We start from the raw sequence: 19,289 nt of genomic DNA, 5'->3' as shown, positions 1-19,289 counted from the left end.
CGGCGGAGGCCATTCGCCAAGAGCGGTTGGGCACACGGTTCCAGCATTGGGACGACCTGGGCAGAAGGGTTTAAACATACCCAGTGGGTTATGATTTCCCGCCACATTATTATTTGCGCGGGACAAGCTGTTCTGTAACCATAACCATCAGGGGAGAAATCGTCGGCTGAGAGGAGCCGGACAAGGTCACCGGCCGGCAAAGACGTTTCAGCGTCGTCGGTGGTGCGGATGACCGATGTGGCGATTTCATTCCGTCTTTCGATCGTTTCTGGGAGGAGACCATGTTGCGCCATTTCCTGCTTGCCGGCCTGTCCGGGATTGCCCTTTCCGTCACCGCCTTTACCGCCAATGCGGCAGACGTCACGCTGAAGCTGCACCAGATGCTGCCGCCGCAGGCGACCATCCCGGCCAAGGTTCTGCAGCCCTGGGCAGACAAGATCAAAGCCGAGTCCGGCGGGCGCATCGAGGTCGAGCTCTATCCGGCGATGCAGCTCGGCGGAAAGCCGGCGGATCTGGTGGACCAGGTCAAGGACGGCGTGGTCGATCTCACCTGGACACTGTTCGGTTACACGCCCGGCCGCTTCCCGAAGTCCGAGGCCTTCGAGCTTCCCTTCATGGTGACGACGGCGGAGGCGACTTCGGTTGCCTTCCAGGACTATGCCGACAAACATCTGAAGGACGAACTGGCCGACTATCATGTGCTGGCCGTGCACACGCATGGCCCGGGCCTCATTCACACGATTGCCGCCAAGCCGGTGAAATCGCTTGAGGACATGAAGGGGCTGAAGCTGCGCGGCACATCCAAGGTGGTCAACCAGATGCTGGAGGCGATGGGGGCTTCGGCCGTCGGCATGCCGGTGACGGCCGTGCCGGAAAGCCTGTCGAAGAGCGTCATCGACGGCTCGGTCGTTCCCTGGGAAGTGACGCCGGCGATCAAGATCGCGGAACTGGCGCCGAACCACACCGCCTTTTCCGGCAGCACCGGCCTCTACACCGGCACCTTCGTCTTTGCGATGAACAAGGACAGCTACGAGGCCCTGCCCGACGACTTGAAGAAGGTGATCGACGACAATTCCGGCCGCGAACTCGCACGCCTCTTCGGCAAGGCGATGGACGCAGGCGACGTACGCGGCAAGGATCTGGCGGACAAGGCCGGCAACAGCACCTTCGTGCTGGACGAGACGGAGACGGCACGCTGGAAAGCCGCCGGCGAGGCCGTCACCAAGGCGTGGATCGCCGATATGGACGCCAAGGGCCTTGACGGCACCGGCCTCTACAAGGACGCCACCGCCCTGATCGCTCAATACAGCAAGTAAGTTCCCTCACCTTCGTCCGGGCGTCCTGTCGGGAGCGCCCGGACTTTTTTATCCGGACTGTCGAGGACGACCTGATGGACCTGCCCACCTCCACCCTCTTTCATCGTTTTGAAAGGGCCACTTATACCCTTGCCCAAGCGCTCGTTGCCTTCGGCGGGCTCTGTCTCGTCGTTGCGAGCGCGCTCACCGCACTATCCATTGTCGGCGGTTTGGCAATCCGGCCGTTGCCGGGCGAAATCGAGGTGGTCGAGATCCTATGCGGGCTCGCGGTCTTTGCCTTCCTGCCCTATTGCCAGCTGAAGCGTGGTCATGTCGGTGTCGACATCCTGATCTCGGCCTTTGGACCGAAAGCGATGAACTGGACGCAGCTGATCGGCGACGGGATCATCGCAGTGCTGATTGGCCTGGTCACCTGGCGGCACGTCATCGGCACGCTCGACAAGTTCGGCAATGGTGAGACGACGCCGCTGCTGCTCTTTCCCGTGTGGTGGGGCTTTGCCGTGGGTGCTGTGCTGCTGATTGCCAATCTCTTCGTCTGCCTCTTCATCATTTTCGCCGACATCCGCGACATCCGCGATCGTCGCACCATCGTCGCATCGCTCGGAGCCCATTGATGAGCAGCATCGAAATCGGTCTCTGGTCCTTTCCAATTCTCATCCTGCTCATTTTTCTGCGCGTGCCGATCGGGGCTGCCATGCTCGGCACCGGCGTTGTCGGCACCTATCTCGTGCTCGGCAAATGGACGCCGATCCTTGCCCAGATGAAGGTGCTGGCCTGGAACACCAATGCGAACTATTCGCTATCGATCATCCCGCTCTTCCTGCTGATGGGCCAGTTTGCGGCGCGTGGCGGCATGAGCCAGTCGCTGTTCAATGCGGCGGCCGCCTTTCTCGGCCATCGCAAGGGCGGCGTCGCCATGGCCGCCGTCGGCGCCTGTGCCGGCTTCGGCTCGATCTGCGGCTCGTCCCTGGCGACGGCCGCGACCATGGCGCAGGTGGCGCTGCCGGAACTGAAGCGCAACGGCTATGCCGGCGGGCTCGCGACCGCGACGCTCGCTGCCGGCGGCACGCTCGGAATTCTTATTCCGCCCTCGGTCGTGCTGGTCATCTATGCGATCTTGGCCGAGCAGAACATCGCCAAGCTGTTCCTGGCCGCCTTCGTGCCGGGCATCATCGCAGCACTGTCTTATCTCACCGTCATTGCCATCTATGTGCGGTTGAACCCGGCTTCGGCCGGTCAGGCGGCGCGCATCCCATGGAAAGACCGCGTACCGGCGCTGATCGCTGTCTGGCCGGTCGTCGCGATCTTCTTCCTCGTGGTCGGTGGCATCTATCTGGGCTGGTTCACGCCGACGCAGGCGGCTGCGATCGGGGCGGCAGGCGCCGGGCTCGTCGCCTTCGTCAATGGCGGGCTCGATCGCAAATCGCTGTTCGACTGCTTCAAGGAGACGGCGGTTTCCACCGGCATGATCTTCTTCATCATCCTCGGCGCCTCGGTGTTCAACTCCTTCCTCGCCTTTTCCCGCCTGCCGCAGGTGGGCGCGGAATGGGTGACGGCGCAGGGGTTTGCGCCGATGACCGTGCTGATCATCATCCTGATCCTTTACATCATCTTCGGCTGCATCATGGATTCGCTCTCCATGATCGTCTTGACCATTCCGATCTTCTTCCCGATCGTCACCGCGATGGATTTCGGCATGAGCCCGGAGCATTTCGCCATCTGGTTCGGCATTCTGGTGCTGATGGTGGCCGAGATCGGCATGATCACGCCGCCGGTGGGGCTCAACCTCTTCATCATCTCGGCCATGGCGCGCGATGTCCCGATCCGCGAGACCTACAAAGCGATCGTGCCCTTCGTGACCGCCGATCTCCTGCGCATCGTGCTTTTGACGGCGTTTCCGATCATCTCGGTGTTTCTGGTGTGAGAGAAGATCGTTCAGGATTTCACCCAGGTCTCCGGCTTATCGGGACGGCAGCGCAGACAGGGACGGAAGCCGCCTTCACGGGCGGCTTCGACCGTTTCGTGGAAGACGACGTTTTCTGCCCGGGCCGGACGCGAGGGACAGGACGGGCGGCAGACGATGCCGGTGGAGCGGACGCAGTAGACGAAGACGCCGTCCATCGATCGGTCGCGGTTCTGGATAGCCTTCCAGCGGAGATTTTCAGTCGGATCGGTGCTCATGCGGGCCTCCTTAGAACACAATAGGCAGGAGGATGACCGGCCAAGGCATAGAAGGCCACCCGCTTCTTGCCGGGGTCAGCGACACCTTTTTCGGATGACGGGCGCAGAGGAAGCGCTGTAGGTATCAGCCGTCCGCACAACCGAATTCGAGGCCCATGGAAACGTCGCTCTATCTGCCGGTCAAAGGCTTCCTCGAAAAGGCCGGCTATACCGTCAAGGGTGAAGTCGGTGGCTGCGACGTGGTGGGCGTGAGCGAGGGCGACCCCTCCGTCGTGGTCATCTGCGAACTGAAGCTCAGCTTCAACCTCGAACTGATCCTGCAGGCCGTCGACCGCGCCGCCGTTGCAGACGAGGTGTGGATCGCGGCGCGGGTGTCGGCGAAGGGCAAGGGGCGCGAGGCCGACCGGCGGTACCGCGACCTCTGCCGCCGGCTCGGCTTCGGCATGCTCGGCATCGCCGACAATGGCGCCGTCAGCGTCATTGTCGGCTCGGTGACGCCGATGCCCCGGACCAATCCGAAGCGCCGCTCACGGCTGATGCGCGAACACCAGAAGCGCAAAGGCGATCCCGCCGTCGGCGGCAGCACGCGCACGCCGCTGATGACCGCCTATCGCCAGCAGGCGCTCGGTTGTGCATCGCTCCTGGCATCGGGACCGCTCAAGGTTCGTGACATCCGGGCGACCGTTCCCGAGGCGGCCAAGATATTGCAGGGCAATGTCTATGGCTGGTTCGAGCGGGTGGAGCGCGGTGTCTACGGGTTGACGGCGGCGGGGCATGATGCGCTGGAGCGGTGGCAGCAGACTGCCGCCGCCCCTTCGTTCAAGCCTTCCGCGTGAACAGGATCACCGCAAACAGCAAGACGCCGGCAAAGGTCACCAGCGACGACACCGCCACCACGGGCTCGAGCGCGGTGGTGCCGGTCAGCATCAGGAACAGCGACGGGCCCATTACCAGGATGCCGAGCGTGTAGACCATGTACTGGATCCTGGCGATGCGGCTCTCGGCCTGGGCCGGGTTGAGCGCATAGTAGATGCCGAAAATCGACATGGTCACCCAGCCAAGCAGGTTGATATGGGCATGGGCGCCTGTGCCTTCGAATTGATGCGTGATCGACATGTAGAGACCGACACAGATGCCGGCGATGAGAAACAGGATAGCGGTTCGAAAATACCAGATCGACAAAGTAGGCATGATTTCAGTTCCCCCTTTTTAGCGTGGCAACTATGCCACCGCCCACGAAAACTGCAAAGAGCATGATCGTGCTCCCAAATCGGGGGAGTACGGGTTTCAGCGGAGGCAAATCCGCCCCTCCCTCGTGACGTCCCGGCTGTGACGCGGGACTTTATCGCGCATATGTCGCACTCCTTAGTGAGATATGCTCTTCAGCCCGAAGCCCGTGAAAGGCGATTTCTGTTTTGCAGCGGCGCTTTCGGGCATACTCCGGCACAATCAGCAGGAACCCATGTGATGTCCATTTCCAATGCCGCCGCATTTGCAGCTTCTCTGGATGCCCAGCTCGCCGAACTCGATCTGAGCGCGCGTCTCAGACTGGTCGCGGGCCTCGAAGGCCGGGCCGTGTTCACCACCTCGCTCGGGATCGAAGACCAGGTGATCACCGCGGCGATCGGGTGGAACGGCCTGCCGGTCGAGGTGTCCACGCTCGAGACCGGGCGGCTTTTCAAGGAAACCGTCGATCTGATCGCCGAGACCGAAGAGCGCTTCGGGATTTCCATCAAGCGATTCTATCCCAAGCCCGACGACATCGATGCCTATGCGGCAAAGTATGGCCTGAACGGTTTCTACGAAAGCGTCGAAGCCCGCCATGCTTGCTGTCATGTGCGCAAGCTGGTGCCGCTGGCGGAAGCGCTGTCCGGCGCGCGCTTCTGGGTCACGGGCTTGCGCCGCTCGCAGTCGGGCAATCGGGCGAGCACCCCCTTTGCCGAGTATGATGCCGAGCGCGACCTGATCAAGGTGAACCCACTGGCCGACTGGTCCATCGATGATGTAAACGCCTATGTCGAGGCCGAGAGCGTGCCGACCAATCCGCTGCACAAGCGGGGCTATCCCTCGATCGGTTGCGAGCCCTGTACGCGCGCCATCAAGCCGGGCGAGCCGGAGCGCGCCGGTCGCTGGTGGTGGGAAAACGACGAGAAGCGCGAATGCGGGTTGCATGTGCCGGAGGCGGCGACGTCTCTGGTGCCGACGCCGGCTTGAATTGGAGCGAAAATTCACCCCCCTCTGTCACTTTGTGACATCTCCCTCCCAAGGGGAGAGCGGGGCGCCAGCCACCCGCCACCCCTGCCTGGATTGGGCGCGAGGAAAGCGGGTTCCAGTCTCCCCCTTGTGGGGGAGATGCCGGCAGGCAGAGGGGGGTGCCACGAAATGCCATCGTCGATGGCCATCAAGGCAGACAGAGACCATGCACGTACACACATCCGAATTCGATCCCCATTCCAAGGATCCGATCACCAAGGCGCCGCTCGATCCGCATCTGAAGGCGCTCGAGAACGAAGCGATCTACATCTTCCGCGAAGTGGCGGCCGAGTTTGAAAAGCCGGTGATGCTCTATTCGATCGGCAAGGATTCGTCCGTCCTGCTGCATCTCGCGCGCAAGGCCTTTTTCCCCGGCCGCGTGCCCTTCCCGCTTCTGCATATCGATACCGGCTGGAAGTTCCCGGAGATGATCGCGTTTCGCGATGCCACAGCCGAGAAGTTCGACCTGGACCTCATCGTGCACACCAATCCGCGCGGCAAGGAAGAGGGTATCGGCCCGTTCACCCACGGCTCGGCCTACCATACCGACGTGATGAAGACGGAAGCGCTGCGCCAGGCGCTTGATGCCGGCAAATATGATGCCGCCTTCGGCGGTGCGCGCCGCGACGAAGAGGCCTCCCGCGCGAAGGAACGCATCTACTCCTTCCGCACGCCCGACCACAAATGGGACCCGCGCAACCAGCGACCGGAACTGTGGAACATCTACAACGGCATGATCCGCCGCGGCGAGAGCGTGCGCGCCTTCCCGCTGTCGAACTGGACCGAAGTCGACATCTGGCGCTACATCCAGGCCGAAAACATCGAACTGCCGCCGCTCTACTATGCCAAGAGGCAGAAATACGTCGAACGCGACGGCATGTTGATGTGGGCAGAAGATCCGCGCTTCGAGCCGCTGCCGGGGGAAGTGATCCAGGAAGGCATGCTGCGCTTCCGCACGCTCGGCTGCTGGCCACTCACCGGCGGCATCCGCTCCAATGCGACCACTCTTGACGAGGTGATCGCCGAACTCGAAATCGCCACCGTCTCCGAACGCCAGGGCCGCGCCATTGACCGCGACCAGGCCGGATCGATGGAAAAGAAGAAGCGCGAAGGATATTTCTGAGATGACCGCAGTTGCCAATACCGCCCTCGCCACCGAGGCGCCCCACACTGAAGCCGCTCCGGTCACCCGCGATTCGCGCCCGCTCCGTCTGATCACCTGCGGCTCCGTCGACGACGGCAAGTCGACGCTGATCGGCCGCCTGCTTTGGGATACCAAGGCCGTGAAGGAAGACCAGGCCGCAGCGCTGAACCGCGACAGCGGCAGCCAGAACGATCTCGGCCTGCCCGATTTCGCGCTGCTGCTCGACGGACTGCAGGCCGAGCGCGAACAGGGCATCACCATCGATGTCGCCTATCGCTATTTCTCGACGGACCGCCGCTCCTTCATCGTCGCCGACACGCCCGGCCACGAGCAGTACACCCGCAATATGGCGACCGGCGCGTCGAATGCCGATCTGGCGGTCCTTCTCGTTGATGCCCGCGCCGGCCTGCTCGAACAGACCCGTCGCCATGCCACCATCGCCTCGCTGATGGGTATCAAGCAGTTCGTGCTGGCGGTCAACAAGATCGACCTGACCGGCTATGACCGCGCCGGCTTCGAAAAGATCAGCCATGACTTCCGCGAACTGGCTCTGACGCTCGGCGTGCGCCAGGTGACGGCGATCCCGATGTCGGCGCTGAAGGGCGAGAACGTCGTCTATTCCGGTGCTGCCGTCATGCCCTGGTATGACGGGCCGACGCTGGTCGAGACACTGGAGCTCGCGACCCTGCGTTCCGGCCAGTCGACCGGTTTCCGCCTGCCGGTGCAGCGCGTCTCGCGTCCGGGCGAAAGCTTCCGCGGCTATCAGGGCACGGTTGCCGGCGGTGCCGTGAAGCCGGGCGACAGCGTCGCCATCCTGCCCTCCGGTCAGGTTGCCAACGTCAAGCAGATCGTCACCTTTGACCTGGTGCGCAATGCCGCGGTCGCGGGTGATGCGATCACGCTGGTGCTCGACCGCCAGGTGGACGTGGCGCGTGGCGACATGATCGTCTCGCTCGAGGCACAGCCGCAGACGGGACTTGCCTTCGACGCGCAGCTCGTTGCGCTGCAGCCGGATGGTATCGTGCCGGGCAAGCGCTACTGGCTGAAGGCTGGATCGCGCCGCCAGCGCGTCCAGGTGGAGCCGGTGCAGCAGCTCGAATTGAAGTCGGGCAAGTGGCTTTCCGCCGAGAGCCTGCCGATGAACGGCATTGGCAAGGTGCATCTTGCCTTTGACGAAACGGCCATCTTCGATCCTTACGAACAGAATCGCGGCACCGGCTCGTTCATCCTGATCGACCCCGACACCAACAACACGGTGGCCGGCGGCATGATTACCGCCAAGCGCACGGAGTTCGGCGGACTGAACGCCCATGAAGGCCGGGTGATCCTCTCGCTGCCGACGGATCTTGCCGAGCAGCTGCTGGCGACCGAGCTTCTCTCGGCTCGCCGCGACGAAGTGGAGAGCCGTCGGGTTACCACGTCGGCGGCACGAAAGCTGCTCGACGATCTCGAAGGCTGAGCTTTCCAATCCTCCTCATCACGATGGCCCGCCCTCCCGGCGGGCCATTTGCGTTTGAAATACCGCGAGGAATCGCGATAGTGTTACTTGCGCTTTCGCTTATTTACGCCGCTCATTGTGGCAGAAGGGGAACCAGACACAGCATGCGGATGACAGGCAGCGGAAGGGATAACGATCGGACTCTATTGAGCCTGGCCGAAGTCCTTTCGATCAGCGGCATCACCAAACTCGTGCTGCATGCCTGGGAACGGCGCTATGGCATTGAGCCTGCCGAGCGCAGCGAAACGGGGCGGCGCTTCTATACCCGCGATCAGGCGGAGCGACTGAGGCTGCTCAAAGTCTGCAGCGACGCCGGGCACCGGATCGGGACCATCTTCGAGCTGCCACTGGACGATCTGCGCCGGCTCGAAGTCTCGGTACTCGCCCGGCAGCGGAATGCGCCACTGATCGCGGCCCTCGGTGCGATGAACGGCGAGGATTTCCGCGACATGCTGTTGACACGGGCCGATGCCGAGGGTCCGGAGGGGTTTCTCGATGCGACTGTGCTGCCGCTGCTGCGGGATATCGGCGATTTGTGGTCGCAAGGCAGTCTTTCGATTGCCGCCGAACACCTGGCCTCGGTCAAGATCAGGCGCCTGCTGGGTGCGATGATCGACGGGGCGCCCCGCCCCCGCGCAGGAGCACCCCGGATGATGAGCGCCACCCTCTCCGGGGAGGAACACGAGATCGGCGCCCTCGCAGCATCGCTTGTCGCGCGCCTGCATGGTTGGGACAGTCTGCATCTCGGACCTAATCTGCCGCCAGAGGAAGTGGAGGCAGCGGCAATGGCCAGGGGCGTATGCTGCGTCTGCCTGAGTGGGGTGAATGGCAAGCCCGCAAGGCTGGAGGCGGAACTGCGCCAATTGCGCGCTACGCTACCCGAAGACATAGCGGTGGTGACCGGTGGCCCCGCCTATGCTGCCCTGCCCGCCATCGACGGCGTGCAGTTCCTGCCGCATTTCGATGCTCTGCGGGACTTTCTCGACCGGAAGGCCCGCCTACGCCCGGCGCGGTGATCGTAAGGGACAAACCTCGAATCTGCCAAGTGAAGGGTGCCGGCATGCAAGATCTCGGCGTCAAAGGTATACAGATCGGCAATCAATTAGCCTTTCCTTTATTTCTTGTCGATATTTTCGCCCCTGCTAACCTAACCCGCCGGCGATCGCGCACCCTGTCGCCGCCGGCCAGCAGAACGGGACGAAAATGGGACTTGCCTCCTTCGTGAATGCCAAGACAGCCGCCAAGACCCTGGCTCTGGAAGCCTTGCAGGCGAATGTGATGGTTGCGGATGCGAAACTGAACATCACCTACATGAATCCCGCAGTGATAGAACTGCTCAAGGAAGCGGAAGCGGACCTGAAGAAGGAGTTGCCGAAGTTCAGCGTCGCCAGCCTGATCGGCAGCAATATCGACGTCTTTCACAAGAACCCGGCGCATCAGCGCGGCATGCTGGCGGCCCTCAAGCAGCGCCATAGCGCGACGATCACCGTTGGCACGCGCGTGTTCGACCTTCTGGTGACGCCGCTGAAAGAAGGAGCCAAAACCGTCGGTTTCGTCGTCGAATGGGCGGATGCGAAGGCGCGACTGCTCAATCTCGATTACGCGGCGCAGATTGCGGCCATCAGCCGCTCACAGGCAATCATCGAATTTGGCGTCGATGGCCGCGTCATGAGCGCCAATGAGAACTTCCTGAAGCTGATGGGCTATAGCCTGAACGAGATCGTCGGCCAGAATCACAGCATGTTCGTGGATAAGGATTACCAGGCCTCGGACGAGTATAAAACCTTCTGGGCAGCGTTGCGCGAAGGCCGCTACCAGGCAGCCGAATTCAAGCGCAAGACCAAGTCTGGCCGCGAAGTGATCATCTCTGCCTCCTACAACCCGATCCTCGACATTCATGGCAAGGTGGTGAAGATCGTCAAATTTGCAACGGATGTCACGGAGCGCGTGAAGACGGTCGGTTCGCTGGGCGACGCGCTCAAGCGACTATGCTCCGGCGATTTCGGTTTCCAGCTGACGGAGCCCTTTGCGCCTGAATTCGAGTTCCTGCGCCATGATCTCAATCGTTCGGTCACTCAGCTCTGCGACACGTTCAAGGAGATTTCAGCCAGCGTCGAAGTCATTGGCCAGGGCACGCGGGAGATCGGCCAGGGTGTCGGCGATCTGTCGAAGCGCACCGAAAGCCAGGCGGCGAGCCTCGAAGAAACGGCGGCAGCGCTCGAGGAGATCACTGCCAATGTGACATCATCTGCGCAGCGCGCCCAGGAGGCACGCGAAGTGGCCGGCAACGCCAAGGCCAATGCCGAGGCGTCCGGCAATGTGGTTGCCCAGGCGGTCGATGCGATGAGCCGGATCGAGGATTCCTCCTCCAAAATCTCCAACATCATCGGCGTGATCGACGAGATCGCTTTCCAGACCAATCTGCTGGCGCTCAATGCCGGCGTCGAGGCGGCGCGCGCTGGCGAGGCCGGTCGTGGCTTCGCGGTCGTGGCGCAGGAGGTGCGCGAGCTTGCTCAGCGTTCGGCAAAGGCTGCCAAGGAGATCAAGGACCTGATCCAGAATTCTGCGGCCGAGGTTTCGAGCGGCGTAAAGCTGGTAAGCGACACCGGCGGGGCGCTCCGCACGATTTCGAAGCTGATCGTCGACATCAACGACCATGTGGTGGCAATCTCGACCGCTGCGCGCGAGCAGTCGACAGGCCTCTCGGAAGTGAACGGTGCCGTCAACGGCATGGACCAGACCACCCAGCAGAATGCCGCCATGGTCGAGGAAAGCAGCGCAGCGGCGTCAACGCTTGCCAGCGAGGCGATGAAGCTGCGCGGCATGATCGGCCAGTTCAATCTGGGGAGCTCGAGCCGTCCGTCGACCGGCTGGAGCAGCCAGCGTGCGGATATGGACCGGGCGGCGTGAGCGTGGCCCGGCCTCCCCGCTTTCCGGCTGCGGTCGCGGCACGGCTTTATGCCAGTGAGCCCGACGGCTGCTGTGCCGCGATGCGAGCCGTCGATTGGCGTGGGATCAGCTGGAAGCCGAGATCGACCAGGGTGGGCGGCTGTCGCCCACCGCCGGTTGCCCGGATGAGCATGTCGGCGGCACGGTAGCCAATCTCGTAACGCGGCAGCCTGACCGAGGTGAGCGAGGGATAGGCGACGCCGGCATAATCGAAGTCATTGAAGCCACATATGCCGAAGTCCTGCGGGATGCGAAGCCCCTTGCGCTGGCATTCGAACAGGGCCCCGAGCGCCAGATCGTCGCTATGGCAGAAGGCGGCATCGGCCTCCGGGCAGGCGCTCAACAGACGGTCGAGCAGATGGGCACCGAGCCCGACGCTGGTATAGCTGTCGATGGAGAGGACGAGGGCCTGATCAAAGAGACCTTCTGCCTCCATCACGGCCTTATAGCCTTCCAGTCGGCGTAGCGATCGGCTGTCCCACCCTCCGCCGAGAAGTCCGATGCGCCGATAGCCCTCGTTGAGCAGATGCCGGGTCGCCGCTTCCGCCGCCATGCGGTGGTCGATACCCACCGCCATTTCGGCCGGCGTGCGGCTGACATCCATGATCTCGACCACCGGACACGGCGCGCGCTTCAAGAGATCATCGAGGGCGGGATCATGATGGCGCCCGACATAGATGATGCCGGCCGGGTTTTGCGAGAAGAAGAAACGCAGCTTGCGGGCATCGTCCTCGCCGTCATTGCCGGGATTGGCATATTGGATGCGCAGGTCAGTTGCGCGCACCCTGTCTTCGATGCCGCGCATGACAGCGATAAAGGCATAACTGGTGAGGCCGGGGGTGAGCACGCCGATCAGCCCGCTGTCCTTGCTGGCGAGCGCCCGGGCGGCCATATCGGGCACATAGCCCATCTGTTCGACGACCCTGAGGATCGTCTCCCGCAAAGCCGGAGAGACCTTTTCGGGATCGCGCAAGGCACGCGATACGGTAATCGCACTGACGCCTGCGGCCAGGGCCACATCTGAGAGGGTGACTTTTTCCTGGCGGTGACGCCGCCTTCTGGTGCCTGGAATCATGCGTGCCACTTTAGCAAAATCTTCAACCAATGGTAGTTGAAGGAGCAGATGCGTCAACACCGAACATGTCAGTTACACCAATAAAGCTTATTCTTAAATAAACAGCAATGCAATGCCTTGCAGCAAAAGCGGCGACGAAGAAGCGAGGCCTCTTTGTTGTTGTGTACAACTATGAGTGGGATCTACGACTTTAGGCCCAGCGGCGAGCCGATCCCTCTGCCGTCGCGCAGCTCTGTAGTCGGGGCTGCAGTCGGGCACAGAACGTACCAAACCGTATCGCCCTTATCCCACAGCCACAATGAAAAAACCCCGCCGAAGCGGGGTTTTCAAGCTGGTCGGAGTGGAGTGATTCGAACACTCGACCCCCACGTCCCGAACGTGGTGCGCTACCAGACTGCGCTACACTCCGTGACCAGCGGCGCCTCTATAGACCAGCGATTTTACGAGTACAAGCGGGGACGTGACAAAATCGCGACGGAAGGGCGAATTTTTTCGGCCGATTAGGGAAAGCCCCTGTTTCCGGGGATTTTACCGCGTTAGCGTATGGCAATTCCCTGTAGGATCCCTGGCGGAACATTTGACGGAGCCTGTCGTTGCGCAGACGCATCAGGCAGAAATTTTACGGTGTGTGACCATCGTGAACAATTTCCCCTGGCGGTTTTTGCCGATAAAGGCAGGTGGGGAACGCGCGACCGGCAGCGCACCGCATATTGTGGCCGGACATATGCTTTTCATGGTGCAAGGGGCAGTAGAGATGACATTCCGCAACATGGTGACGGCAGGCCTCGTGGCTGCCTTCGGACTGGCAGCCGCAGGCTGCACGACGACAGGGGTGGCGAAGAACCCGGTCGAAGCGCGCTGGAACGGCCAGCAGGCCGGCGCCTTTTTCGCCCGGTTCGGTCCACCGGTATCGGATACGGCCGCAGGCAATTCCACGCTCTATACCTGGCGCGGCGGCAACAAGACCCGCGTGATCCCTGCCACATATGAGGATCTCGGCGGCGGGAAGAAGGGCAAGCTGCTTACTCCGGCGCGCACCCAGTATCTGCGCTGCGAAGTGCAGCTGACGGTGTCTTCCGATTATGTCATCCGCAGCATCCGGACCGTGGTCGATCGCCCCGGCGTCGACGGCGGCTCCAGCTACTGCGCCGAATTCCTGGCCGCAGAATAAACACGACGATCATGAGACTGACAAAGCCTCCGGTCCATCTGGGCCGGAGGCTTTTTGCTGGAGCGAATACGGGCATTCCTGGGGAAGGAAGGGACCGGCTGCATGCCGGCGACAAACGGTCGGGCTCGCAACGGGAGGACGCCGTGGATGACGCCCTCCCCCGATACGCGAGACTGAAACCGATGCGCTTCTCGACGCTGTACCCTGATGGAAGCGTTATGGTTATAGCGATATCAAGGTTAACAACTTCCCTACGCCCGCCGGATTTTGTGGTTAATTTTCCGTGACTTGTGATGGAACATCGGCCCCTCGCGAAGGGAGGGCGGCGCATAGTTCAAGCCGGGATGTACGCCTGTCCGAAGGCCTGGAAATACGGGAAAATCTGCTGACAGATTCAAATTCACGCTTGACGGTGTTCCCCATATGTTCGCATCATCTCACATGACCCAGGCCCTCGATACCCTTGGAAAAGCGCTTCGCCACAACATGCTGGTGGTGGCCACCTGTCGCGACTGCGAGCGCCAGGCCCGCTTCCTCGCCCGCGACCTCGCCACCTTCTACGGCCACGGCCGCGACCCTTTTTCGCTGAAATTCCGCTGCACCGAATGCAACAAGCACAATTGCAGGATCACGTTGATGGACAATCCCTACGACCGCACCCCCGAAACGATCGTCTGGCGGCCGGTGAAGGTGAAGCTGTAGGCGGAATGTCGGCGGCGCAGGGAGGCTTGCGCGACCAGATGACGGACGGTGCTGAGCCGCACTGTTGCTTGGGAAGAATGGAAATGGCTGGGGCGCCAGGATTCGAACCTGGGAATGCCGGTACCAAAAACCGGTGCCTTACCGCTTGGCGACGCCCCAACAGATTGCGGGTGCGTGAGGCCGCGCCGCAAATCGCCGCCTGATTAGCAAAGCGGGAGCCGAGCGGCAACAGGTCTTGTCGTCCGGCCAAGCGTTTTTTGCGGAACGATCGCGGGTCCGCCCCGTTTGCCTTGCATCCCCAAGCGCAACAGAGACGAAAGGACACCTCATGCCCTCCATCACATCCGCACGCATTCTCATCCTCGCCACCCATGGCTACGAGCGCTCGGAGCTGCGCGTGCCGCTTGAGCAGTTGCGCGCACGTGGCGCCAAGGTTCTCATTGCCTCCCTGGAGAAGGCGCCGATCAAGAGCTGGGACGAAGACAACTGGGGCGACACCGTCGATGTCGACCTGACGCTCGATCAGGTGTCCGTCGATGATTTCGATGCGATCGTTCTGCCGGGCGGGCAGATCAATCCCGACCTCTTGCGCAAGGAACGCAAGGCGGTCGACCTGATCTCCTCCTTCGTCAAATCCGGCAAGACGGTGGCCGCAGTCTGCCATGCGCCGTGGCTGCTGATCGAGGCCGGCGCCGTCAAGGGCCGCAAGGCGACCTCGTTTAGCTCGATCAAGACCGACATGATCAATGCCGGTGCGGACTGGCGCGACGAGGCCGTGGTCACCGATCAGGGCATCGTTACCTCGCGCAATCCGGGCGACCTCAATGCCTTTGTGGCCAAGATCGTCGAAGAGGTCGAGGAAGGCCGCCATCAGCGCCGCGCCGCCTGAACGGTTCTTTGTCACTCCGGCCGGCAGCGTACCAGACTAGCGGCCAGTTCATGATTTCGGGGCCCGGCGATCTCCGCTGGGCCTTTCTTCGTTTCGGCTCCCTTACGAAAGGGTGAAAATGGTTGCGTGAGGTTCGGCAGCCACGCGGACCGTCCCGGAGACGGTTGCCCCTCCCCGCCGGTGGACGGGGCGACAAGAACAAAGACGAGGCACCTTCGAGGGCACCCGCCGCATCCTTAGGCTTCTCAGGCCCCGCCCCGGCACTCACTTGCGCAGTGCCACGTCTGCCCATCGGGGTAATTCACCTCCGGTCAACCGGGGATCGGCGGCACGTCGCGGCGCAGGTCCGGCTCTTCGTGGATAAAGGTGATCTGGAGGGTCGCCATGCGTTCGGCGTCCGGATTGCCGCCCAAGTTCTGCGGTGGATAGACCCCTATGCCGGCCGCTTCTAGAGCTTCGGCGAAAGCGGGGAAGGCTTTGGCGGGCAGTGTCAGGCGGATCGTGTTCATCACGTTGGAAAACATCTTGATGTCGTCGATCCAGCCGCCCAAACGGCTCACCGAATCGAAGACCAGCTGGGTCGCAAGCCTGCGGTCCACCCGCGTTACCGCCGTCATCATGACCAAGGCGCGCATGGCCTCATCTCCGTGTCGTCCCGCCAGTGTGGCGCGCCTGGCGGTGACAAATCAAGCCTGTTGTGGAATAGGCTTTCAGGCAATCGGAGCAACGGACGGCAGGCATGAAAAAACAGCGGCAGCGCGGCGGGCAGCAAAAGCGGCGGGCAGCACCGGCGGCGGCAAATACGCCTCTCGGTAGCTCCACCACCGAGCGAGTGCCTGCAGCGGGCGGAGAGGCCGCAGGCGGCATTACCGGGGCTGCGGCAGGGGAAAGCGCTGCGCGGGCACGCTTGCGGGCGGGCATCGCCACGCGCGGCTTCAAGCTGGCGCTCGGGCTTTTCCTGGCCGGCGTGCTGCCGGTGGCGTTCTCTCTTTCCATTCCGCATGATTTTGCCTTCTTCGAACTCGGCTTCCTGTTCACGCTGTCGATCTATGACCTGGTGCTGGCCATGCTCGGCCTCTCCGTCGTCGTCGCCATGGCGGAACGCGGCCGGGAGATCGGCTGGATTACCTTTGCCTTTCTCGTTGTCCTTCTGCCGATGTTGATCCTGTTCGACACGGTCTTCCCGGTCATTCTGCAGAGCCCGCTGGGCGACGAACTGTTTTTGATTGCGCCGGTCGCTGTCCTGCTGTCGGGTCTGGCGCTGTGGTTGCCGGCGCGTATTCGGGTTTTCGGGGCAGCCCTGGCTGCCGCAGTGGTGGCGCTGTCGCTGTCGCTGTTCATCGGCCTCGACGATTTCGGCATCGGGATCAAGGAATTCACCCTCACCGCCGTTTTGGGCGCACTCTGGATCCTCTTATCGCCCGGCCTCCTGTTGCGGCCGTTTCGCGGGGAATGGCTGACGATCCCGGCCCGGATCATCGGTTCCTGGCTGGTGGTGATCGCGATCATCGTGACGGTGTCGCTTTATGTGCCGCTCTCGCCGCAGCAACAGCCGCCGCTCGGTGACCCCACCGCACCCGATGTGATGATGCCGGGGATCGGCTCGCTCGAAAGCCCAAGCCTGGCGCCCCTTGATCCGGCTATCGAGGAAGGCCTCGAAGATGCGCCGGGTGGCGACGGTTCCGATCTGTTTTTGCCGCGCGAGGAAGACCCGAATCCGTGAGTTGGCCGCCGCCGTTTCATATCGACGCCTCCCGGTCGAGCGGGTACACAAGGGGCTGGTCCTTTTCCTGATTCCGGTGTCGCCTGCATGATCGTCCGCTACGACCGTCCCGTGTCCCGCTCCGCCTTTCTTGCGCGGCGGCTCGGGTTGTTTGCGCTTGTGATGCTGCTCGTGGTGGTTCTGGTGCATCGGTTCGGGCTGGTGAAAACTCCGGATTTCGTTGCGCTCGTGCTGGTGGCGGCGGTGCCGGCGGCGCTTGCCGTACCGCTGGCGCTGATCGGTCTTGCGCGCCTCTGGCAAATCGGCGCGCTCGGGGGCATCGCTTCGGTGCAGGCGCTTGTCTATGCGGCCCTGCCGATCGCGCTGCCAGGTTATGCCTATTATCTCTATGACAGCCGACCGAAGCTGACGGAGGTTTCCAGCGATCTCACCGACCGCCCCGCCTGGGTGTCGGTGCCGGATGCCAACCAGCAGTTCCTGCCGAGGCCACCGCTTCCGGTCGGGGCGGATGTGATGCAGACCGAGCACTATCCTGGCCTCAACGGGCGGCGTTACGAGGGGGCGATCGACCGTGTTTACGAGGCGGTGCGCAAGGTGGCAGCCGCCAACCGACTTGTGGTGACGGCGAGCCGAGGCGAGGACTACGCCCTGCCGGATCTGCAATTGCGTCCGGCCGAAGACGGCCAGACCACCACCCCGCCCTCTGCCGCAACCGGCACGCCGCCGGGTGAGGAAGCGCTGCCCGAAAGCGGGCCGCTGCCGATGCGGCGACCGGACGCCATCGCCGCCCTGATCGGCGCCGCCGAGGCCGCTGACGGCGAACCAGAAGGCGAGGCGCGGCTGCAGCTTTCGACCCGCACCTTCGTGCTGGGCCTTCCCTTCGATGCCGTGGTGCGGCTGAAGGAAGAAGCGGAAATGACGCTGGTCGACATCCGCGTCGCCTCGCGCTTCGGGCCACACGACCTCGGCTTCAGCGACGAGATCGCAGAGGATTTCCTGCATGCACTTGATGCGGAACTCCTGGGGATTTCGGGAAATTGAGGCTCTCCCACCTCGTGGGAAAATTGGAAAAATGGCGGCCTGGCATTCAACCCGGCCGGTATTGGCCAAACAGCCGCGGCGGGCCATCCGTCGCGATCAAACCTTTTTCCAACAGATCTTCCAGATGCGCGAGCACCGACAACGCGGCGGCCCCATGAAGGCGGGGGTCTGTCGTGGCATAGATCACCTTGACCATATCCGGGATCAGGCGATCCCCCTTGATGATGCGCTCCAGCACCGCCTGTTCCCGCTGGCGCCGATGGCTGCGGAGCGCACGCACGAAAGTCGGGGGATCCTCGACCGGGCCGCCGTGGCCGGGCAGATAGAGGCGGTCGTCGCGCGTGAGCAGCCGGTCGAGCGAGGTCATGTAATCGCTCATGGCGCCATCCGGGGGCGCGACGATCGAAGTGGCCCAGGCCATGACATGATCGGCGGAAAAGAGGATGCCGGTGTCTTCAAGCGCGAAGGCTGAATGATTGGCGGTGTGGCCCGGCGTGTGGACGGCGGTGAGGCGCCAGCCGTCACCCTCGACCGTTTCGCCATCGACGAGCGCGCGGTCGGGCACGAAATCCGTGTCGGCGCTTTCGGCGAAGGGGTTCACCTCGCCTTCGAACAAAGGGCGGGCCGGCCGATGGGGGCCTTCGGCTACGATGATGGCGCCGGTTCTTTCCTTCATGCGGCGAGCGAGCGGAGAATGATCGCGGTGGGTGTGGCTGACGGCGATATGGCTGACTTCGCGGCCCTCAAGGGCTTTCATCAGGGCGTCAAAATGCGCGTCATCGTCCGGGCCGGGATCGATGACGCAGACGGATTTTTCGCCGACGATATAGGTGTTGGTGCCGTGGAAGGTGAAGGGACTTGGATTGGGTGCCGTCAGGCGCTGGACACCCTCGGCCACGGAGACGGGCACGCCGTGCTGCGGGTCGAAGGTCGTGACGAATTGAGGCGCCGCCTGAACGTCAACCCCGCTCATTTGTACTCGATCTCGACAAAGCTCATCGGCTGGTCGCCGCCATTCACGACATTGTGCTCGATGCCGGCCTCGCGGCGATAGGCTTCACCGGCCTTCGACGTCACACGGCGCTCACCTTCGGCATCCTCGATGAGGAAATGGCAATCGGTGAGCGGTACGACGACATAGCCCAAACCATGGGTGTGATGGCCTGTCGCGGCACCGGGTTCGAAGTCCCAGCGGGTGATGCGGGTGACGGCATCGTCAAGCACAACAGTCGGGATGGCGGGCGGACGGGCGGAATAGCCGGGCATGGGTGGGGACTCCGGAGCAAATGAGAGCGCAACCTAGCCTGTGGGGGTGGCGGCGGCAATTGGGGATGCGGGTTGAGTGCT

The 19,289-nt window shown here is 62.8% G+C and carries 20 protein-coding genes and 2 tRNA genes; 14 read left to right on the top strand and 8 right to left on the bottom strand.

From position 1 onward, the window contains the following. The first annotated feature begins 281 nt into the window (after positions 1 to 281). The 3 genes from FJQ55_RS05215 to FJQ55_RS05205 all read left to right on the top strand — a co-directional run bounded on the left by FJQ55_RS05215 (position 282) and on the right by FJQ55_RS05205 (position 3,240). A complete protein-coding gene (locus tag FJQ55_RS05215) occupies positions 282 to 1,316 on the top strand; it encodes a TRAP transporter substrate-binding protein (RefSeq protein WP_140826620.1) in 1,035 nt (344 codons plus the stop codon). A gap of 74 nt (positions 1,317 to 1,390) precedes the next feature. After that, positions 1,391 to 1,930: a TRAP transporter small permease gene (locus tag FJQ55_RS05210; RefSeq protein WP_140826619.1), complete on the top strand. Its 540-nt coding sequence runs from the start codon at positions 1,391 to 1,393 to the stop codon at positions 1,928 to 1,930. Next, the gene (locus FJQ55_RS05205) at positions 1,930 to 3,240 is read left to right on the top strand and encodes a TRAP transporter large permease (protein ID WP_140826618.1); all 1,311 of its coding nucleotides are present in this window, start codon (positions 1,930 to 1,932) and stop codon (positions 3,238 to 3,240) included. Before FJQ55_RS05210 ends, FJQ55_RS05205 begins: the two co-directional genes overlap by 1 nt. Before the next feature lie 11 nt (positions 3,241 to 3,251). On the opposite strand, the gene FJQ55_RS05200 is transcribed toward FJQ55_RS05205, so the two are convergent. Beyond that, positions 3,252 to 3,497, bottom strand: coding sequence for an Ada metal-binding domain-containing protein (locus FJQ55_RS05200; RefSeq protein WP_140826617.1), 246 nt, complete (start codon positions 3,495 to 3,497; stop codon positions 3,252 to 3,254). Between the two features lie 155 nt (positions 3,498 to 3,652). Between FJQ55_RS05200 and FJQ55_RS05195 the strand changes: the two genes are divergently transcribed. Beyond that, positions 3,653 to 4,333 carry a DUF2161 domain-containing phosphodiesterase gene (locus tag FJQ55_RS05195; RefSeq protein ID WP_140826616.1) on the top strand — a complete coding sequence of 227 codons (681 nt, stop codon included), beginning with the start codon at positions 3,653 to 3,655 and terminating at the stop codon, positions 4,331 to 4,333. On the opposite strand, the gene FJQ55_RS05190 is transcribed toward FJQ55_RS05195, so the two are convergent. Next, a complete protein-coding gene (locus tag FJQ55_RS05190; RefSeq protein ID WP_140826615.1) occupies positions 4,317 to 4,688 on the bottom strand; it encodes a hypothetical protein in 372 nt (123 codons plus the stop codon). The genes FJQ55_RS05195 and FJQ55_RS05190 overlap by 17 nt on opposite strands. A 276-nt stretch (positions 4,689 to 4,964) precedes the next feature. On the opposite strand from FJQ55_RS05190, the gene FJQ55_RS05185 reads away from it, so the two are divergent. From FJQ55_RS05185 to FJQ55_RS05165, 5 genes are all read left to right on the top strand, one after another. Then, the gene (locus tag FJQ55_RS05185; protein ID WP_140826614.1) at positions 4,965 to 5,711 is read left to right on the top strand and encodes a phosphoadenylyl-sulfate reductase; all 747 of its coding nucleotides are present in this window, start codon (positions 4,965 to 4,967) and stop codon (positions 5,709 to 5,711) included. Positions 5,712 to 5,916: 205 nt separating this feature from the next. Continuing rightward, a complete protein-coding gene (cysD, locus tag FJQ55_RS05180; protein WP_140826613.1) occupies positions 5,917 to 6,873 on the top strand; it encodes a sulfate adenylyltransferase subunit CysD in 957 nt (318 codons plus the stop codon). 1 nt (position 6,874) lies between these two features. After that, positions 6,875 to 8,353 carry a sulfate adenylyltransferase subunit CysN gene (gene cysN, locus FJQ55_RS05175; RefSeq protein WP_140826612.1) on the top strand — a complete coding sequence of 493 codons (1,479 nt, stop codon included), beginning with the start codon at positions 6,875 to 6,877 and terminating at the stop codon, positions 8,351 to 8,353. 185 nt (positions 8,354 to 8,538) lie between these two features. Beyond that, on the top strand, positions 8,539 to 9,408 hold the full coding sequence (locus FJQ55_RS05170) for a MerR family transcriptional regulator (RefSeq protein ID WP_161596945.1): 870 nt from the start codon (positions 8,539 to 8,541) through the stop codon (positions 9,406 to 9,408). Positions 9,409 to 9,595: 187 nt separating this feature from the next. Further along, on the top strand, positions 9,596 to 11,302 hold the full coding sequence (locus FJQ55_RS05165; protein WP_140826610.1) for a methyl-accepting chemotaxis protein: 1,707 nt from the start codon (positions 9,596 to 9,598) through the stop codon (positions 11,300 to 11,302). A 46-nt stretch (positions 11,303 to 11,348) separates the two neighbouring features. Here the strand turns inward: FJQ55_RS05165 and FJQ55_RS05160 are convergent, their stop codons facing one another. Together FJQ55_RS05160 and FJQ55_RS05155 are read right to left on the bottom strand one after the other, a co-directional pair. Continuing rightward, positions 11,349 to 12,416: a LacI family DNA-binding transcriptional regulator gene (locus FJQ55_RS05160; RefSeq protein ID WP_140829093.1), complete on the bottom strand. Its 1,068-nt coding sequence runs from the start codon at positions 12,414 to 12,416 to the stop codon at positions 11,349 to 11,351. A 332-nt stretch (positions 12,417 to 12,748) separates the two neighbouring features. Then, positions 12,749 to 12,825: transfer RNA gene (locus FJQ55_RS05155), tRNA-Pro, on the bottom strand. Positions 12,826 to 13,170: 345 nt separating this feature from the next. On the opposite strand from FJQ55_RS05155, the gene FJQ55_RS05150 reads away from it, so the two are divergent. Next, the gene (locus FJQ55_RS05150; RefSeq protein ID WP_140826609.1) at positions 13,171 to 13,587 is read left to right on the top strand and encodes a hypothetical protein; all 417 of its coding nucleotides are present in this window, start codon (positions 13,171 to 13,173) and stop codon (positions 13,585 to 13,587) included. A 423-nt stretch (positions 13,588 to 14,010) separates the two neighbouring features. Beyond that, positions 14,011 to 14,289 carry a hypothetical protein gene (locus FJQ55_RS05145; RefSeq protein ID WP_140826608.1) on the top strand — a complete coding sequence of 93 codons (279 nt, stop codon included), beginning with the start codon at positions 14,011 to 14,013 and terminating at the stop codon, positions 14,287 to 14,289. An 84-nt stretch (positions 14,290 to 14,373) separates the two neighbouring features. On the opposite strand, the gene FJQ55_RS05140 is transcribed toward FJQ55_RS05145, so the two are convergent. Beyond that, positions 14,374 to 14,448 (bottom strand) — tRNA-Gln (locus tag FJQ55_RS05140). A 169-nt stretch (positions 14,449 to 14,617) separates the two neighbouring features. Here FJQ55_RS05140 and FJQ55_RS05135 point away from each other — a divergent pair. Next, positions 14,618 to 15,178, top strand: a complete 561-nt coding sequence (locus tag FJQ55_RS05135; RefSeq protein WP_140826607.1) for a type 1 glutamine amidotransferase domain-containing protein — start codon at positions 14,618 to 14,620, stop codon at positions 15,176 to 15,178. Positions 15,179 to 15,489: 311 nt separating this feature from the next. Here FJQ55_RS05135 and FJQ55_RS05130 read toward each other — a convergent pair whose 3' ends face one another. Beyond that, entirely contained in the window at positions 15,490 to 15,813 is a 324-nt protein-coding gene (locus tag FJQ55_RS05130) for a hypothetical protein (RefSeq protein WP_140826606.1), read from the bottom strand. 104 nt (positions 15,814 to 15,917) lie between these two features. Between FJQ55_RS05130 and FJQ55_RS05125 the strand changes: the two genes are divergently transcribed. Beyond that, positions 15,918 to 16,901 carry a hypothetical protein gene (locus tag FJQ55_RS05125; protein ID WP_140826605.1) on the top strand — a complete coding sequence of 328 codons (984 nt, stop codon included), beginning with the start codon at positions 15,918 to 15,920 and terminating at the stop codon, positions 16,899 to 16,901. 87 nt (positions 16,902 to 16,988) lie between these two features. Next, positions 16,989 to 17,942: a DUF1499 domain-containing protein gene (locus FJQ55_RS05120; protein ID WP_140826604.1), complete on the top strand. Its 954-nt coding sequence runs from the start codon at positions 16,989 to 16,991 to the stop codon at positions 17,940 to 17,942. A 46-nt stretch (positions 17,943 to 17,988) separates the two neighbouring features. Here the strand turns inward: FJQ55_RS05120 and FJQ55_RS05115 are convergent, their stop codons facing one another. Continuing rightward, positions 17,989 to 18,915 (bottom strand): MBL fold metallo-hydrolase, encoded by a 927-nt coding sequence (locus FJQ55_RS05115; RefSeq protein WP_140826603.1) that lies wholly within the window; start codon positions 18,913 to 18,915, stop codon positions 17,989 to 17,991. Next, on the bottom strand, positions 18,912 to 19,208 hold the full coding sequence (locus tag FJQ55_RS05110) for a cupin domain-containing protein (protein ID WP_140826602.1): 297 nt from the start codon (positions 19,206 to 19,208) through the stop codon (positions 18,912 to 18,914). Before FJQ55_RS05110 ends, FJQ55_RS05115 begins: the two co-directional genes overlap by 4 nt. Positions 19,209 to 19,289: the final 81 nt, after the last annotated feature.

The organism is Rhizobium glycinendophyticum (genome assembly GCF_006443685.1).
Taxonomy (GTDB): domain Bacteria; phylum Pseudomonadota; class Alphaproteobacteria; order Rhizobiales; family Rhizobiaceae; genus Allorhizobium; species Allorhizobium glycinendophyticum.
The sequence above is the reverse complement of the archived record's forward strand: the minus strand, read 5'-3'. Positions and strand labels throughout refer to the sequence as shown.